The sequence below is a fragment of the Salinimicrobium terrae DSM 17865 genome, from assembly GCF_000424665.1.
GTDB classification, from domain to species: domain Bacteria; phylum Bacteroidota; class Bacteroidia; order Flavobacteriales; family Flavobacteriaceae; genus Salinimicrobium; species Salinimicrobium terrae.
This window is the reverse complement of sequence record NZ_AUKI01000011.1, coordinates 27,134-46,707: the sequence shown is the minus strand read 5'-3', so window position 1 is coordinate 46,707 and position 19,574 is coordinate 27,134. Positions and strand designations below refer to the sequence as shown.

Annotated in this window: 10 protein-coding genes; 5 read left to right on the top strand and 5 right to left on the bottom strand. The window is 37.5% G+C overall.

Going from position 1 to position 19,574, the window contains the following annotated elements; genetic code table 11:
- Positions 1-64: 64 nt before the first annotated feature.
- The 4 genes from H148_RS0102810 to uvrA form a co-directional block, all read right to left on the bottom strand.
- The gene (locus H148_RS0102810) at positions 65-2,479 is read right to left on the bottom strand and encodes an alpha-ketoacid dehydrogenase subunit alpha/beta (protein ID WP_029033432.1); all 2,415 of its coding nucleotides are present in this window, start codon (positions 2,477-2,479) and stop codon (positions 65-67) included.
- A gap of 161 nt (positions 2,480-2,640) precedes the next feature.
- Positions 2,641-5,451 carry a gluzincin family metallopeptidase gene (locus H148_RS0102805; RefSeq protein WP_029033431.1) on the bottom strand — a complete coding sequence of 937 codons (2,811 nt, stop codon included), beginning with the start codon at positions 5,449-5,451 and terminating at the stop codon, positions 2,641-2,643.
- Between the two features lie 195 nt (positions 5,452-5,646).
- On the bottom strand, positions 5,647-6,336 hold the full coding sequence (locus H148_RS0102800) for an LOG family protein (protein ID WP_029033430.1): 690 nt from the start codon (positions 6,334-6,336) through the stop codon (positions 5,647-5,649).
- 18 nt (positions 6,337-6,354) lie between these two features.
- On the bottom strand, positions 6,355-9,186 hold the full coding sequence (gene uvrA, locus H148_RS0102795) for an excinuclease ABC subunit UvrA (RefSeq protein WP_029033429.1): 2,832 nt from the start codon (positions 9,184-9,186) through the stop codon (positions 6,355-6,357).
- Positions 9,187-9,507: 321 nt separating this feature from the next.
- Between uvrA and H148_RS0102790 the strand changes: the two genes are divergently transcribed.
- The 5 genes from H148_RS0102790 (at position 9,508) to H148_RS0102760 (ending at position 18,661) form a co-directional block, all read left to right on the top strand.
- Positions 9,508-10,506 carry a response regulator transcription factor gene (locus tag H148_RS0102790; protein WP_029033428.1) on the top strand — a complete coding sequence of 333 codons (999 nt, stop codon included), beginning with the start codon at positions 9,508-9,510 and terminating at the stop codon, positions 10,504-10,506.
- A gap of 191 nt (positions 10,507-10,697) precedes the next feature.
- Positions 10,698-12,269 (top strand): hypothetical protein, encoded by a 1,572-nt coding sequence (locus H148_RS0102785; RefSeq protein WP_029033427.1) that lies wholly within the window; start codon positions 10,698-10,700, stop codon positions 12,267-12,269.
- Between the two features lie 96 nt (positions 12,270-12,365).
- Positions 12,366-13,709 (top strand): hypothetical protein, encoded by a 1,344-nt coding sequence (locus H148_RS0102780; protein WP_029033426.1) that lies wholly within the window; start codon positions 12,366-12,368, stop codon positions 13,707-13,709.
- Between the two features lie 1,902 nt (positions 13,710-15,611).
- Positions 15,612-16,619, top strand: coding sequence for a M12 family metallopeptidase (locus H148_RS0102765; protein WP_245583378.1), 1,008 nt, complete (start codon positions 15,612-15,614; stop codon positions 16,617-16,619).
- 518 nt (positions 16,620-17,137) lie between these two features.
- A complete protein-coding gene (locus tag H148_RS0102760; protein ID WP_029033423.1) occupies positions 17,138-18,661 on the top strand; it encodes a hypothetical protein in 1,524 nt (507 codons plus the stop codon).
- 297 nt (positions 18,662-18,958) lie between these two features.
- Here the strand turns inward: H148_RS0102760 and H148_RS0102755 are convergent, their stop codons facing one another.
- Positions 18,959-19,543 carry an acyl carrier protein phosphodiesterase gene (locus H148_RS0102755; RefSeq protein ID WP_029033422.1) on the bottom strand — a complete coding sequence of 195 codons (585 nt, stop codon included), beginning with the start codon at positions 19,541-19,543 and terminating at the stop codon, positions 18,959-18,961.
- Between the last annotated feature and the right edge of the window lie 31 nt (positions 19,544-19,574).

Here is a 19,574-nt window from a genome sequence, read left to right as displayed (position 1 = left end):
AAAAGGGAAAAGCCACGACTCTAAAATAGGCGTGGCTTTTCCCTTATTGTAGTTTTTTGTGATATTATTTTAGATCGGGGAATCTTGCAGGATCTGCTTCATTCATAATTTCATATACTTTCTCAAAAATGTCTTCTACAGAGGGTTTTGAGAAGTAATCACCATCTGTTCCATACGCCGGACGATGGTCTTTTGCCGTAAGAGTCTGTGGCTTACTGTCGAGATACTTCCATGCATTCTGCTCCTCCAAAATCTTTTGCGTAATATAAGCCGAAGCACCTCCCGGAACGTCTTCATCGATTACAAGAAGCCTGTTTGTCTTTTCAACGCTTTTTACAATATCCCTTTGAATGTCGAATGGTAGAAGGGATTGAACATCAATAACCTCAGCGCTTATTCCTACTTCCTGAAGTTCATGGGCAGCCTGTTGAACAAGTCGCAACGTAGAACCGTAGGATACAAGCGTAATGTCTTCACCTTCATTCATGGTTTCGACCACCCCGAGTGCAGTTTTAAAATCTCCAAGATTATTTGGCATCTTCTCTTTTAAACGATACCCATTAAGTGATTCAATAATTAAGGCAGGTTCATCGCTCTCAAGCAAGGTATTGTAAAATCCTGCTGCTTTGGTCATGTTGCGTGGTACCAGGACGTGAATACCACGGATGAGATGTAGTATACCACCCATTGGGGAGCCACTGTGCCAGATTCCTTCCAAACGATGCCCACGGGTTCTAATAATAAGCGGAGCCTTTTGCTTTCCTCTTGTTCTGTATTGTAAAGTGGCTAAATCGTCACTCATGATTTGGAGAGAGTATAGCAGGTAATCAAGATATTGGATTTCTGCAATTGGCCGCAGACCTCTCATCGCCATCCCTATTCCCTGTCCCAGAATAGTCGCTTCTCTTATCCCGGTATCTGCAATACGCAATTTTCCATATTTCTCCTGAAGCCCTTCAAGTCCCTGGTTCACATCCCCAATTTCCCCTGTATCCTCTCCAAAAATGAGAGTTTCGGGATACTTTTCGAAAATCTTGTCAAAGTTTTCTCTTAACACAAGCCGACCATCCACTTCTTGAGAATTTTCATCATAAGAAGGAGCTATAGGAGCTATATTTAGAGCGTTAAATTGTGATGTACTGTAAAGATGACTACTGTATTGCGGCCGAACCTCTTCGGTATATTTATTAATGAAGTCAATTAGCTCCTGTTTTGCCGGGAAATCCTCTCCAATTAAAAGTCTTAGAGTTTTTCTGGTTGTAACCAGGATGTCCCGCTTTAACGGTTCTTTGTTGCTTTGAAGTTCGTTTATTAATTGAAGAATGAAATTTTTATTCTGACTATTTTCGGCCACCTTTTTAAGTACAGGCAATATATCCTTCATTTTATTCTTCACGGGTGAGGTATGAGCTTCCCATGCATCCTTTTTCCCGTCCCTTACCTGCTTTTTAATCTCTTTTTCGATCTCCTGAAGTTCCTCTTCTGTAGCAATATTCGTGGCAATCATCCATTCCCTCATCTTAACATTGCAATCATGTTCCCTTTCCCATTGCAGTCTTTCTTCACTCTTATATCGCTCATGGGAACCTGAAGTGGAGTGCCCCTGAGGCTGAGTAAGCTGTTGAACGTGAATTAATACGGGAATGTGTTCTTTTCTGGCAATTTCACTTGCATTTTCATATGTCTCTATAAGAGCGGGATAGTCCCATCCGTTCACTTTATAAATCTCATAGCCGTTATTTTCACCTTTGTCTCTCTGGAAACCTTTTAAAACTTCAGAAATATTTTCCTTTGTAGTTTGATGTTTCGCATGAACAGAAATTCCATATTCGTCGTCCCAGACATTCATCACCATAGGTACCTGGAGTACCCCGGCAGCATTTATAGTTTCCCAAAACAGACCTTCACTGGTACTGGCATTACCAATGGTTCCCCAGGCAATTTCATTGCCCTTATTGGAAAATTTCTCTGCATCTATACCTTCCACGTTTCTATATATTTTAGAAGCCTGTGCAAGACCTAACAGGCGAGGCATTTGTCCCGCTGTAGGGGAAATATCTGCACTGGAATTTTTTTGTTGCATTAAATTTTTCCAGGTTCCATCTTCTTTTAAACTGTGTGTAGCGAAATGACCTCCCATTTGTCTACCGGCAGAGCTGGGCTCCTGATCAATATCTGTGGTAGCGTATAAGCCTGCAAAAAATTGCTGAATATTAAGAGCTCCAATTGCCATCATAAAGGTCTGGTCCCTGTAATATCCGGAACGAAAATCACCATTCTTAAAAACCTTTGCCCATGCTAACTGTGGTACTTCCTTTCCATCACCAAAGATCCCAAACTTAGCTTTTCCGGTAAGTACTTCCCGGCGTCCCAAAAGACTACACTCACGGCTGGTTACCGCCAGTTTATAGTCGCTTAAAACCTGTGCCTTAAAATCTTCGAAAGAAATTGCACTTTTTGGGGAGGTTTCACTCTGCATAATACTTGTTTAAGATTAGTGCAAATGTACAGAAAACAATGATTAAATACAATTCAATGAAACCTGCTTAAAATCATTTTTTCACAATAAAAGCATCCAAATAATGAGATTAATATAAGAGGAGAGGTGAGGAGTATATTTTATTAAGAATAAAAGAATCTTTAGAACCAGCTTCGGGTAAAGAATCCTATTAAGGTCTGAATATCGAGCGTAGCTATAAATCTTATTTTTTGATCGTAGTTTTCCCCTTCAAATTCCCATCCTTCACTGGAATGAACAGGCAGGAAGATCTCGAAATAACTTTGTACCAGGCTCAATCTTATACCGGAGTCGTACAGGAGCTTTGCGTTGTCATTCCTGTTTTTTACCAAGCCTACATCGCTATAGGCATAGATCCATTTCCAGAGTGTTATACTTCCGTTAACCGTCGTTATCCATTGGTTCGCAAACTTGGGTTCCAACATTGATTTAAATCCACCTTCTGCCATGATAATTTGCTGGCTGAATAAACCACTCGTCTCACTTCTTCCGTAGTAATTATAATCAAAAAGATAATCTGAAGGACGATCAAGTGCGAAACTAAAATAATCACTATTTGGCATATCATTATACAAGAATGCTCCTCCAAAAAATCTCAGGTTCACCTGTCTGTCATTTTTTAGAAGCTTCCGATATCCAAGGGTAATAGAAGATTTGCTGAATTGCTGGGCTACCTGAAAGTCCAGAGATCCTGATAAAGAAGTAACGAGTCCGGGATTACTGTACAGGTAATTTACATTGAATACGCTGTAGTTAGGCACCTCAAGATCTGTAAATTCATTTTGATCTCTATAGACATTTACATTGCGTATCATGATTCTTTCCCTGGGACTTTGTCTCATGTAGGAATCCCTAAAATATAAGGAGAGATGGGGAGTAAGCCTTTGGTACATAAGATCATGCCCATAAGAAAACCGGCTTCCACCTATGCCATATGAGATCATATATAAATCTTCATCAAAGAAAATTTTGTGAGATAAACCTGCACCACCAACAATGGTTTGACTTTTTGAGGCATAAAAGGGCGAAAGGTTATATTCGAAATTGCGATCCAGAACAGTTTTGTTGTAGAGCTTAAGTCCAAAGGAAGGTCCGTCATAAAGATTGTACTGGAATTCGGGCATAAAAAATACCTGCTGATACCTGGGATTCTCGAAATCCTGAAAAAGTCTGAACTGTAGCGGTCGGTTCATAATTCCTCCCACCGTTCTATAGTTATTTCTTCGGTTAATTTCCGGCACAACTCCTTCGTGATTGACAGCAACCTGTTTTATTCCGGCTGCAGGAATACGTACCCGCCGAACCCCGGGAGAATGTTCTACCCATGTCTTATATACAACGTCATCTCCGTTTAGCCCATAAACCTGAACGGGAGCAGAGGTGCCTGTTTTATTTTTTAAAATGATTCGCAATGAATCCCCCTCTCTCGACAAACTACGTATTTTAAAATCAATTTTGCTTTTTGTTGACACATAGTCATCAAAAAACCATTCTACGTCTTTCCCGGCGTTTGAAACAAGAATTTGACGAAAATCTTTGGCGTCAACGGGTTTCAGTTTATATTGCTCAAAAAATTCCTGAATGGAATAGGGGATAGTGTTGTCCTCCAGGAATTCATCAAGATATTCAAAACCTACTCCCGCTTTAAAAGGGTTAGCTAAATTTTTATTAAATTTTATAAGGGAATCCTGGGGGGTGTCTAATGGTTGATCCAAATGTTTACGTGAAATAAACAAATACATAAGAGGGTATTGATCATTAAATTCCAGGTTGGAAGCATGAAACCAGCGTACACCAATGATCTCACTCAAACTTCCCAGTAATTTAAGATCTGGATAGTATTCATCAATGTATTCCATCATCATATAGATGTGTATACCATCCATGACCCATTTATCTTCCCGGGGGTTTAACATGAGGGAATTTTCCAAGTAGTTTTCTGTAAGTATCTTTAGTTGTTTTAATTCGTAACTAAAGCCTTCCGGAAAGGGTCTTAAAAATTTTGGAAGTTGATTAAGACCGTAGACCGGGTTTGAAGCATAATCTTGCTGAGTTGCAAGCAGAACAGAGTGAGGATAGGGGCCAAGGTTATCCTGAAGATAATTTATTATCCTGTTTACAAAAAAAGATTTCATTCCGGGATTTGCCCCACTATCGGAAATATCTGTTAGTACATGAAGACTGTCCACTTTAAAATTTTCAAAAATAACTTCTTTAGTGAGATGCAACTCTGTATCTAACCTTTCCTCCCCCGATAAAAAAACAGTTTTTTGAGCACCATTAGGCTCAATCTTACTCATCTTCAAGGCAGATATAGCTGAAAGATTGGAAGGAATCGTTAGTTCAATATCCAAGCTGAGTTTTGGAAGATAGAGATCATTTAAGTTCTTATGGCTGTAAACTTTCCAGCCATTATTATAGACCCCCGGAGCAATAAACCAATATCTCAACTCGTACTTTCCATTATTTTGATAGCCGTAACCCGTGAATTCATCGCTGGGAATCTTTACTATGTAGTCTAAATTAATTATATATTTTTCCCCTGGAGCTATTGGATGCTCGGGGATTATCTTGATCAAGTCGGGTTGATCTTTAGGGCGTTCCCATTTAAGAAGGTTTAATGAATCTCCTATAATGGAATTAATGGTAGTTCCTCCTCTTCTTTCCTGCCGGGCAAAATGGAAACTACGATCGTAATCTTCAAAAAACCTACGGGCTAGTGGGGTGCGGGTATCAGAAAAAGCATTCATCCAGTCGCTTAGATAAATCTCTCTGAGAGTATCACTACTGGTATTCCTATACTCCAGCGTTTGCTGTATGGATATTGATTTTATAGAATCATTAAGTTCTGCTTTGATAAAAACATTATGTTGCCCAAAAAGAGGAAAGGACAGGAAGGCAAACAGAAAAAAAATAGGAAGCTTTATATTCAATTTTTCTAGTGGCAGATAGGAGTTAAGACTAAAAACGTAATGTGATGCAAGATATTATTTCAAAGCACAATAATGAACATCTTATATAAATTTTTCTGAAGTTATATTGATACAGGTTTTTTACAGATGATGCTATCGTAATTAAAAACAGCCCTGTCTAAAAGGCTGTTTTTAGAATAAACTTTTAGATAATTCCTAGAAATTAGGACTAAGATTATACTCGTCATAGAATTTGTCAAGAATTTCGATAACTTCTTCGGCAGTGTCCACTACCTGAATAATATCTATATCTCCGCTGCTAATATTTTGAAAATTATCAAGTAATGTACTTCGCACCCAATCAATCAAACCTCCCCAAAAATCTCTTCCAACTAAGATAATGGGAAATTTATCGATCTTATTTGTCTGTATTAGGGTAATCGCTTCAAACAATTCATCCAAAGTTCCGAATCCACCGGGCATAACTACAAAACCCTGAGAGTACTTTACAAACATGACTTTTCTTACAAAGAAGTAATCAAAATTTATATTTTTATCATTGTCAATATAGGGGTTGTCGTGCTGTTCAAATGGAAGATGGATGTTCAGGCCTACAGATGTTCCACCGGCAAGATGAGCACCTTTATTTCCTGCTTCCATCACCCCGGGGCCACCTCCGGTGATAATTCCATACCCGTGTTCTACTATTTTTTTGGCAACCTCTTCGGTCAACTTGTAGAATTTGTGATCGGGTTTTGTACGGGCCGATCCAAAAATAGATACACAGGGGCCTATCTGGCTAAGTTTTTCATATCCATTTACAAATTCCCCCATGATCTTAAAAATAGCCCAGGAGTCATTGGTTTTTATTTCATTCCAGCTTTTATTTCTTGTCTCTGTTCTCATAAATTTTTCAAATTGCGGCTAATTTAGTTCTTTTTGCAGAAAGGGTGCAGTGTAACTTTTCCTGTCTTTGGCAACTTCTTCGGGGGTTCCCTTTGCTACCACTTTACCTCCGTTTCTTCCTCCTTCATATCCAATGTCGATAATATAATCGGCCATTTTTATTACATCCAGGTTATGCTCTATGATGAGCACCGTATTTCCTTTATTGACCAGCCTATTCAATACTTCCATTAGTACACGGATATCTTCAAAATGCAAGCCTGTGGTAGGTTCATCCAGAATGTAAAAAGTATTACCGGTATCTCTTTTAGAAAGCTCTGTTGCCAGTTTTATGCGTTGCGCTTCTCCTCCGGAAAGCGTGGTGCTTTGTTGTCCCAAAGTAATATAACCCAACCCCACATCCTGTATGGTCTTTATTTTCCTATAGATCTTCGGAATGTTTTCGAAGAAAATTACAGATTCATTGATGGTCATTTCCAGAACATCTGAAATTGATTTTCCCTTATACCTTATTTCCAGGGTCTCCCGGTTAAATCGTTTACCCTGGCAGGTTTCGCACTCAACATACACATCAGGTAAGAAATTCATTTCAATTACACGTAATCCACCACCTTTACAGGTTTCGCACCTTCCGCCTTTGACATTGAAGCTGAAGCGGCCCGGTTTATAACCTCTAATCATTGCTTCGGGGGTTTTTGTGAATAAGTTTCTGACTTCAGAAAAAACTCCGGTGTAGGTTGCAGGATTTGATCGGGGAGTACGACCAATAGGAGTTTGATTAATATCTATTACTTTATCAATATGTTCCAGGCCCTTGATGCTCTTATATGGCTTTGGTTTTTTTACCCCGTTGAAATAATGAGCGTTCATGATGGGATAAAGGGTTTCATTAATTAATGTTGATTTTCCACTTCCGGATACTCCGGTTACAGCAATCATTTTTCCTAAAGGAAAGCTTACCGAAACGTTTTGAAGATTATTTCCGGTTGCACCAGTGAGCTCGATCTTTTTACCATTACCTTTTCGTCTCTTTTTGGGAACCTCAATTTTCATACTTCCATTAAGGTAGTTGGCCGTAATAGTGTTGTGTTGTTTGATCTCCTGCGGAGTGCCCTGGCTTATGATCTCTCCTCCGTGTCTTCCAGCTTCGGGACCTATATCTATTACATGATCGGCCCGCTCGATCATATCTTTATCGTGCTCAACTACAATGACCGAATTTCCAAGATCCCGTAAAGAAATAAGAGAATTAATTAGCTTTTCATTATCGCGTTGATGCAATCCTATACTTGGTTCGTCCAATATATATAATACCCCAACCAGTTGAGAGCCAATTTGCGTAGCCAACCTAATTCGCTGTGCCTCTCCTCCCGAAAGAGATTTAGAACCTCGATTTAAAGAAAGGTAATTAAGACCTACGTCCACCAGAAATTGTAAACGGGTTCTAATTTCCTTAATAACTTCAGATGCTATCTTCTGTTGCTTTTCTGAAAGTTCGGTATTCAGATTTTTGAACCATTCGGCAAGATCTATAATGTCTTTCTGGGCAAGTTCGGCAATGTTTTTTCCATTTACTTTGAAGTAAAGAGATTCTTTTCTAAGGCGGGTTCCTTCACATTCTGGACATTTAATTTTATCCATATATTCCTTTGCCCATCGGCGCAGGGAAGTGGATTCATTTTTTTCATAAGTCGCCTCAATAAAAGTAACTACTCCTTCAAAGTCAATTTTATATTCCCTTGTGATCCCAAGGGTTTGAGATTCCTTGCTGAATTTTTCCTTGCCTCCAAACAATATCATGTTCAAAGCATCTTTAGGAATTATTTCTACAGGATCTGAAAGGCTAAAATCAAATCGTTCGGCAATTAACTGAAGTTGATTAAAGATCCAATTTTTCTTTTGTGGTCCATGAGGGGCAAGAGCTCCGTTTTTTATACTTTTCGAAGGGTCGGGAATAATTTTCTTTTCATTGACCTTGTGCAGAGTACCAATTCCATTACATACAGGACATGCTCCTTTTGGAGAGTTGAATGAAAAGTTATTTGGTTCGGGATTAGGATATGATAATCCCGAAGTTGGACACATTAAATTACGGCTGTAGTACTTCACTTCCTCATTGTCCTGATCCATAACCATAAGAACACCATCCCCATGATACATGGCTGTCACTATACTTTCGGCCAGACGCTTACCCGAATCTTCATTTGAGGTGACTTTTAATCTGTCTACCACTATTTCAATATCGTGAATCTTGTATCGATCCAGCTTCATCCCTTTGACGATGTCTCGTACTTCCCCGTCTACCCTCACTTTTACAAAACCCTGTTTGGCAATTTGTTCAAAGAGTTCTCTATAATGCCCTTTTCGGGACCTAATTACGGGGGCAAGAACATTTATTCTTTTTTGTTCAAAATTTTGGAGGATCAAATCCCGGATTTGCTCATCATTATAACTCACCATTTTCTCTCCCGTATTGTAGCTGTAAGCATCACTTGCCCTGGCATACAGGAGCCGTAGGAAATCATATATTTCGGTTATTGTTCCTACTGTACTCCGAGGACTTTTGCTTGTTGTCTTTTGCTCAATAGCTATAACAGGGGAGAGTCCATCAATTTTATCAACATCGGGTCTTTCCAAACCTCCCAGGAACTGGCGGGCATAGGCAGAGAAAGTTTCTATATAACGACGTTGTCCTTCAGCATAGATGGTGTCGAAAGCAAGAGAAGATTTTCCCGATCCTGAAAGTCCGGTAATTACTACCAGTTTTTCCCGAGGAATCCTGACATCAATATTTTTTAAATTATGTACCCGTGCACCAAGTACCTCAATAAATTCTTCTGTTATGGCCATGGAATTTTTTTGCAAGGCTGCAAAGGTACTGAAACTGTAGTTATTGAGAAAGTAAGAGCTTTCTGATTAATCATTTTAACCCATGAGGAAAAATTTAAATTTTTTTCTGAATAAATGTTTCTTAAAAAAGCATTTCAAGGTTTAAAATGTAGTTAAAATTATCATATCCTGTAGGAAATTAGTGTTTTTAACTTATTATAAGTCAGGTAATTACCACACAAGTTTAGGATTTATTTTAAAGTAGTTTCTATATCTTTACCTGTGAAGAGGAGAAAATATTCTCCCTTTAAATTAATTAAACTACAAGCCGGGACCTACGATATGGAAAAGAATTTACTACTACTAATTACTAAAAACCGGGACCTTGCCATTAATCTTGAAAAGGAAGCCAATAACAATTTCAATTCGACGCAGGTAAACAGCATTCATGCCGGATATTCATTAGCACTTAACATTTTACCTGATGTCATTCTTGTCGATTATTCTTCGCTAGGTCTTGAGAGCCTGAAAAGCCTGACAAATTTTAAATTAACTCATTTTTTAAATAAAAGTCTTCTTTTTCTTTTTGGAGATCAGGAAAATAAAAAATTCTTGGATAAGAACATTAAAGATACCGTTGATGGAATTATCTATGACAGCGGTTGTTATCGAACAATTGTAGAGGAGATTGAGGAAATTATCAAAAACAAAAGATGTCTTACTAATTACTGGAAAGATTCCTTTATGGGCTTATTTAATCTGTTAGAGAATCCCGTAATCCTTTTACAGGAGGAAAAGGTTGTGGCAATGAACGATGCTTTCAAAAACGATTTTTTTATTACAGGGAAGAAGCGACTTGAACTTACAGACCTTGTAGTAGAGAGAAATAAACTGAAAGTAAAAGAGACTCTTAAAAAATTTGCTAAAGGCAAACATATGAAAGCTATTACTAAAACTTCCCTTGTAATGAATGAAAAAATTAGGGAAGCCAAAATAACTTTTTCGAAGCTTGATAAGAATCTTTGCGGCCAAATGATCATGATGATCAATTTCACCGGAAATGATTTTCCTTTAAAAAATGAAGTTGGTACAAATTCACCCGAAACAGAAAAATATTTTTCCAATTACTGTAATCAGGAAGAGCAGTATTTTACCAAGAGGGAAAAAGAAATTATCACCCTGCTATGCAAAGGTTATAAGACCAGGGAAATTTCTGAAGCCTTATGTATCTCGGCCAAGACTATAGAGAAGCACAGAGCTAATATTACACGACGTACACATTCGGGAACAATCCTGGAGAGTATTATCTATGCACTTAATCACAATATGATCGAAATATAACGAAAAGGAGGGTTTTCCCCCATTGTCAGCAGTTAAGATTAATCCTACATTTAACAAGAATTACCTTTACTCCCCCACTTGCTTCCCCCAGCTTTTTTTACTCCCCCCGTTGCAGACCTTTTAGAATATTATTTATTAACCATTATATATTTATTAACCATTCTATTTATTAACAAAAACCTTAAGGAATTATGAAGAAATTTAAAATTTCAATTGCCTGGCTTACCGTTTTGGCATTGACCTTTACTTCGTGTAGTAAAGAAGAAAACGATGTCACAGGTAGTGACACAGAAACCGTGCAGTTAACATTTGGTGCTATGCTGGATGCTTTTGATAACCAAAATAAACAGGCGACACAAGCAGAATGTAGAGACAATGCAGTACCAGCTTATGTTATGTTAGGTATATCGACTGATGAAGCAGGAACCGATTTTATTGCAGGCGGAAATGCTGACAACTTAATAGAAGTTGGACTAACTAATAATAGTGGATCCTGGGAGACCACCTATTCAGATCATCTTGAGCTTCCTCAAGACACCTATTATTTACAACACTTCATAGTTTATGATGCAAGTCATCAAGTATTATGGGTTGCTCCCAGAGAGGGAGGAGCTTTTGCAAGTGAAGTGGGCGATGCCTTACCACAAGCTATTGAATTAGCTGCAGGGACAAAACCATATATCGCAGTTGATGTATTATGTTTTTATCCAAGAGAAGAGGAAGCTTACGGTTACCCGTTCTTTGACTTCGATATTATTGAGGTAGAAAACAGCTATTGCATTTTTGTAAACTACTGTTATGATGGAACAGGACGGGAATATCCTGCTCATTTCTCAGTTGAAGTGTGGTCAGACACATGGGATGGAGATGAGGTGGTTTACAGTGATAGGATGAATTCGATATCTATGCAAGGTGGTGATCCTGCTGCTACGGTGTTATGTCTTGCCTTACCAGATCTTGGTGATGATACCTATTATGCACGAGTAACTGTTCGCAATCACGATCTACTTCCATACTTGTCAGATCCTGACTCTGATTATTTTGAATTCACCATAACTCAGGATGATATCGATGATCAGGAACTAATGGTTCCAGCTTATGAGCATGTACGATTCAATTGTCAGCCTCCTTATGGAGAGCCGACTTGTGAGCCCGGAACTGTGGTTGGAGATACTAACGGAGATTGTATCGTTGACTGTAATGATACGAACTCTTGTGAGCCGGGTGACCCATGTCCAGGTATAGATCCTGCTTTAGACACTAACGGTGATTGTGTTATTAACTGTAGAGACACAAACACCTGTGTGACCAATGGAGGGTGTGGTGATACAGCCTTCATGTTTGGAGATTACGTTCTTGCTGAACATTATAATGGTAACAACTGGGGATGGGGACTTCTCATCGATGGTGTAGATGTAGATGCACAATTTTACGATGAAGAAAATGAGCGTTGGGTGCTTCCTTTCTGGGCAGGTGCCGGTCAAAATGATACCAGTAAAGCCTGGAGAGCGGGTGATGTTATTATTGAACTTGATGATGATGGAGAACAAATTCATGTAACTATTGATCTTTACGACGGAGTTACTGTTGGAGACACCCACTTCTGGTTTAATGATGATAACCAGTGGCCTGAAAATCGTGCTCCCGGACAATTTGATCTCCACAAGGACACAGATCTCTTAAGCTATAGCTTCCCTGTGGATGGAGAAGATAACTATACTTTAATCGTACATGCCGGACAGGTGTGTCATGAAGACTTCTAGACAGAATTAGATCTCTCCGGATCTAAGGTTCGGAGAGATCTTTTTAAATAATTTTTATTAACCATTCTAATTTTTATTAATTAAAATCAATTTATTATGAAAAATTTCAAAATTTCCATTGCCTGGCTGGCAATGTTTGCACTAATTTTTACTTCCTGTAGTAAAGAAGAAGAAGCAGGTGTAGTCACAGATGATCCCGAAACGGTACAATTAACTTTCGGTGCTTTACTTAATGCTTTTAACGATCAGAACAAGCAATCAGAAGCAGAATGTAGAGACAATGCAGTCCCTGCATATGTTATGATAGGAGGGTCCACTAATGCAAATGATGAAGTTGCTGAAGAACACTGGTTTGAGGTTGGCCTTGTGAATAACAACGGATCATGGGAGACTACTTACTCAGAAGACCTTGCACTTCCTGCAGGTACTTATTATCTACACCACTTTATTGTATATGATGCAGGTGGAAATGTGTTATGGGTTGCTCCTCGTGAGGGAAGCACTTTTGAACCAGAGGTCGGTGACGCACTTCCAATCGAAATCGAGTTGGTAGCCGGAACAAAACCCTATATTGATGTCGATGTTCTATGTTATTACTCAAGGGAAGAAGCTGCCTATGGATATCCATTTTTTGACTTTGATGTAATAGAGGTAGAGAACAGCTACTGTATCTTTGTTAACTATTGTGATGATGAAACAGGTCGTGATTATCCTGCTTATTTTAATGTAGATGTATTCACTGATGCTGCTATGACAGATGAAGTTAATATTAGCAATGACACCAATTCCATAACAATGGCAGGTGAATGGCCTTCAGCTTCTGTATTATGTTTTGCATTGCCAGATCTTGGTGACGATACTTATTACGCAAGAGTAACTGTAATGAATCATGATTATCTTGATTACACTGCAGATGCAAGTGACTATTATGACTTTGAGATTACTCAGGCAAGTATTATCGCACTTGAAGCACAAGAACCTGGCTATCACCACATAAGATTTGAATGTGGAGAAACTACGCCACCTCCTGTGAACTTCGATTGTACAGAAGACTTTAATGATCAGACTTGGAGTGACATTGGTAATTGTAATTTTTATTATGTCAATGGAACTGATAGTTTTGTGGAGATAAATGCTGAGAAGCCATTATTCCTAGCCGAATTGGGTTCTAATAATCCAGTAGAAGACCTAACGATAATGCTGAATGACAGTAATGATTTGGTGATATCTACAACTGATTTCGGATTGGACTTCGCAAGTGGTTTTGAAGTAGTAGTGACTGATAACGAGACATTCTGCGAATCATTTTTATTAGATTATCGCTCAAATACAGCTGAAATTACAGCTTCTATAAATGATATTATGGAATTAAGTGCGGATAATGTAAGTTATCCACTGTGGGTGAAGGTGAGAGTATTAGTATGTCCTCCTGAGGCCTAAGCTATAGTGTATTGAATAAATTAGGAATTCAATTCTTGATTTACAATAAAAAGCTGCGCGATTTATCGCGTGGCTTTTTTTTATGCAGTGACCCGTCCTGAAATAAGTTGACAACAATTTCAATTACTCTAAAATCCCCAAAAACCAGAATTGTAAAGCGTACCAAGTGCAATTACAAATTAGTTCCTATTTTGGTTGGTAATTCAGTGGTTATAGAAACAAGTCCAGAATTTATCTGATCCAAAAATCAAGAACATTTTTGTCTAAGTAAAACATCACCTCTTTAGTCGGGAGTTAAACCTCCTTTTTAGTATTGACAGGTTTTTTGTTTTTTAATGTTCCTCATCAAAAATAGTAATACTGCTCTTGTTGTTTTAGTTGTTCACAGCCTTTTTTAAGTGTTTTCTGAGTTGACTAAAGGTCTGGGGCTTGAAATAGTCGAAATATGCTTCTTCCATTTGTTCTGTTAATCCTTTCAGTCTAGTTATTTTCTGGACAATTAAGGCCATACCGATTGTTGATATGGGATTAAAAAAAGATTGGTCAGAACTTGTAAGTATATTGGCCTACTATATTATCTTTTTAAGCCCATCTTCAGAGCCTTTAGGTTTGCCTTTCCTTTTCATATGATCAGAAACTTTATAAACAACTATTTTCTTAGTGAAACATTTATATTGAAGATTGGGTGACAATTTTATCTCCTACGCGATAGCAAGTGTCACTTTACCACACTACCGGAGGTGTATTAATTTTTATACTCTTTAATTTCATTTGGATAGTAGATGTTCCGGGGAATAATAGTGCGGCTGAATTTTTTCCTTTTAAGGCGATAAACTTTGTAGCATTAAAGTTTATACTAACCGGCCTTTTCGAAGAAAGGCAGGCTTTAAAGATGTACTTTTTCTCGACCCCACAACTATGTTCGTCTCTAAGAACAATTATCAGCTACAGAGATTATCTATTTAAAACTACAATTAAACACGGCTCGGTCCTGCATATTAATATACAGCCTCTTTCCTGATCCCGATACCTGGATATTAAGCTTTGTCCTTCTCCGTTCATCCATTTTAATTGAGCTCTATCGGCTTGCAACAAATGCTGCCTCCAGTTCTTATTTGACTTGCAAAATATTGCACTTTTTACTACTATTCTCTTTTTTTCCGACTCTAATAACTTTTCTTGTGAACGGTTTAATTTTTTTAAATCTAATGAAAGATAACCTTGGTCAGATATACCACCAAACCGTTCCAGCTGACTTAAACCAAATCCGCTGCTTTTAAACACAGAATTAATTTGTCTTTGAAATTCCTCGAAATATCTTCATTGGTTTTAAATTACGCTTACACTTAATTTCATACAAGTCGATTTCAGGCTTCCGCCCATCTTAGAAAGAAAAATATTCCTTCTCCCATTCATGAAGAACTATTTTGACGATTCTTTTATGGATCTCATTGTAGGAAAAATCCTATGTATCTATCTATGTTTCAATGTGTTAAAATTAACAAAAAATTATATTAAACCAATTATTTTCTTTTTTTTTGCAGCGTAAATTTTTATTTATCAAAATATATCTTCTAAAGAACCCTATCACCAAATATTTAAATTTATTACAACGAACCAGACAGCAATTTGAAACTTCCTTAGCCCCAAACATGTTACGATCCAAAGCAACATGTGTTAAAAAATAACAACAAATTTTTTGGCACGGTTCTTCCTAAATAAAAATTTTAGGACTTTTTTAAGTTATTATGTTGCCTAATTAACCATTTGAAAAATGGTTAATAATATTAAAAAAAAGTAAACATTAACAACAGCCTATTTTTTTAAAAGGTTGTTTACATCAAAGAAAACCTACTTATGAATAAAATTAAAATATTTTTTATTGTACCTGTTCTGGCTATAATGGCCTGTAGCAAAGATTCTGTAGAGGAATTGGACTTAATAGATTCTTCAACTCAGATTACTGAGGCAGAGGATATCACGGAAATGGCCCATACAGAAGTAAATGGAAATATAACTGAAGTATTTTTTGCTGGAAGCAAGATGCTCGTTGAACAACATAATGGTGATTATATTTATGAAGGGGACATTCTTTTACCTCCAGATATGGTGAGCCATGAGGAAGTTAAAGTAGTTTTTGAAAAAAATGAAATTGTCCCGGAAACTAAAAGTGTTGGACGAACTTCAGGTAGGTGGCCTAACAATACCGTCTATTATGCTATAGAAAGCGGACTTGATAATAAAACAAGAGTTTATGATGCCATAAAGCATTGGGAATCTAACACTAATATTAAATTTGTGGAGAGAACTTCTCAGTCCAATTACGTTTATTTTGTAACGGGTTCAGGTTGTTCTTCTTACGTTGGGATGATTGGCGGAAGACAAAATATTACCCTGTCTACCGCATGTTCTACCGGTAATACCATTCATGAAATTGGACACGCTATTGGCCTTTGGCATGAACAGAGTCGTGTAGATAGAGATAACCATATCACTATAAATTTTCAAAATATTCAGAGCGGAAGAGAACACAACTTCAAAACATACGAAGAAAATGGTATGGATGGCGATGAATTTACTACTCATCTTGATTTTGGTTCTATTATGATGTATGGATCCTATTCCTTTTCAGCGAATGGACAACCTACTATTGTGAAAAAAGATGGTAGTACATACAGTATTCAAAGAAGTGCCTTATCTTCAGAAGATGTTAAAGGAATAAACAGTATGTACCCTGGAACGTCTCCAGGAACAACAGTAACGACAACGGAACCAGAATATATTGATGGAGAATATTATACTGTCCATGGCCTCTATGTATTACGTTACTACGGTCAATGGTATTATTATACCCGTTATGGATGGAGAACAGTGATTTACGTTGATGGTGCATGGAGATATGCCTATTAATATTTAATAATTCATAAAAAAACCCGGCTTCTACGCCGGGTTTTTTTATGAATTATATTGTATAGATTTTTCTCTAGAATTCGGATTTAAATAATTGAGGACTAATTCTACACTATGCCAAAATTGTGTGTAATTTTTCTACTTTCTATTATTTGTTTTACCTTTTATCCTTATTGGCCATTAGATTCTTTCAAGAATTTCAAGAAGTAGGGAATTCCCCCATTGGTTTAAATTTAAGCTAAATGTACTTTTATAGTATTAGTTACTACTTTCCTGAGTAACTACTAATTCCCCATTCATTTCCCCCACTTAATTCCCCTGTATAGTTAAAAATTTGACTAGCAACATCTCGTTGACATGGGTTATACCGTATGCTTTACAATGACATGGAACTTTCTTCTTCTCCGGGAGCAGAGGAAGTCGTTTCAAATTGATCTCTGTAGAAGATCCCGCTATGGATGATATAACAACAATTTTTTACAACCATTTTATTTTTTAACCAAAACTTTTTAATTATTATGAAAAATTTTAAAATTTCAATTGCCTGGATGGCAATTTTTGCAATGATTTTCACCTCCTGTAGTAAGGATGAAGCCGGAGTAGTTTCTGATGATCCTGAAACTGTGCAGTTAAAATTCAGGTCTTTGCTTAATTCTTTTAATGATCAGAATAAACAATCTGATGCTGAGTGTAGGGACGACGCAGTACCTGCTTATGTTATGCTAGGATGGTCTATCGATGAAGATGCCGAAACGGGAGATTATGATCTCCATGAGGTAGGGCTTGTTGACAATAATGGTTCCTGGGAGACTACTTATTCTGAGGATCTGGCCGTTCCTGCCGGTATATATTATCTACAACACTTCGCAGTTTATGATGCAAGCGATCAGGTTCTATGGGTTGCTCCACGCGAAGGGGGAGCATTTGAATCAGAAGTCGGCGACGCTCTGCCAATGACTATCGAATTGGCAGCTGGAACTAAACCTTATATTGACGTTGATGTTCTATGTTACTATGCAAGGGAAGAAGCTGCTTATGGATATCCATTCTTTGACTTTGATGTTGTAGAAGTTGAAAACAGCTATTGCATCTTTGTTAACTATTGTGACGAGGAAACAGGACGTGAATATCCTGCTTATTTTAATGTTGACGTTTTCACTGATGCCGCTATGACCAATGAAGTGGTGCTCAACAACGACACTAATTCAATATCAATGTCAGGAAATTGGCCTTCAGCCTCTGTACTATGCTTTGCAATGCCAGATCTTGGTGATGATACATATTATGCGAGAGTAACAATATTAAACCATGAAGATCTTGATTACAGTGCAGATGCCGGAGATTTTTATGACTTTACGATTACTCAGGCCAGTATTGAGGCATTGGCACAAGAAGAACCAGCCTACCATCATATAAGAATTGGATGTTCTGACGACCCTGTTATTAGTGCTGACACAAATATTTTTATTTATTTTGATAGTTCTGGATCCATGGACAATACCTTAGCGCCTCTGCAAGAAATGAGAAATAATCTTCTAAAAGCGGCGTTAATAGGCCTTTATAATCACGATGAAACGCTTTACGATGATAAAGTAAGGGTGATTTCCGATGGAAGTGAAAGAACAATAGATTATTTAAATATGGGGGGTGATACCCCAACGGGAGATGTTATAGTTCTGGTCTTCCAGGATGAATCTGTAACAAGTTATACCAGCTCTAGTACCACCTGGGATTCCAGTTCTCCAAGGACAGCAACTTTTGACAATGATATTACTACCTTGAGAACGAGGTTAAATTCTTTCCCTGCAAATTATTATCATGGGGTAATTTTTCAGGTAGCAACGCCCAATTATTCAGGGACAGATAACTTTGCTAAGCTCATTAGCTATTGTGAAAACGGAGATGGAAATTACGCAGGAGCCTATGGCCTCTCTGACAGATCTGAATTTGGTTATGTGTATGATGTTACCCCGGGAGCCTCTGCAACGTACTATCAGAATTTAATTGTAACAGCACTTCAAAATCTTGGATATAGTCTGTAGAACCCAATTGAGATTATTAATACTCACAGGAAAGCCGCTTTTTTAGCGGCTTTCTTTTGTTATAGGAATTAAGGATCATTTCCCTTTCTTAAATGATTCATATTCTCGGAATATATTTAATCCTTTACCAATTCATTAATTAGATTATATCAAGTTTGTTCTTCAGAACATTTAAGTAAATTTTGCTAATTGAAAATTTATACAAATTAAGATTCCGAAAATGCCCTTTTTTACCCTTTTTGTGGTTTTTGTCGGCTGATTTTTGAAGCAGAAAACAAAATATGAAATTGTTGTCTTTTATAGGGAAGCCTTCTTCTCCCGAGAATACTGTTGCAGTTGTGGAAAAAAAGTTTTGAATTCTTCAGAGAGGTCATCATAATGCTCCTGGAGATCATTAATTGCAAGATCCATTTGAACAATATTTTTGGTGCGGATATTCATTTGGTATAATATTCTTGCTATTCCTTCAATACTGGCGTAGCTTAAAAGCCAGTTTTCAGAAACCATATAGGGAAAGAATCTTTGAATAGGAGCCGGTAGCAGATCAAATTTTTTTTGTAGTAATTTATAGAATTCGGCTACAAAATCTTCTAAAGGAACCTCAGAGTATTCATCCCAATATGAAGCCAGAAAATGATCGTAATAAATATCTACAATTACTCCACTATAATGACTGTAGTTCTTGTGCAATTTCGCTGAACTTTTCTTAACGAGAGGATGGGAATCTGTGAATGAGTCAATAGCCCGGTGTAAAAGGATGCCTTTTTGAACTTCGGGAGGGTATTGTAAATAGTTCTTTCCCTTTATTGAGTCTGCGATAAAATTTCCCAGGATGATGTCTTCATTTTGACCGGAAAGATAAATATGGGCAAGAAAATTCATTTGAGCTAAGGTAATTAATCTCTGTGTTTAA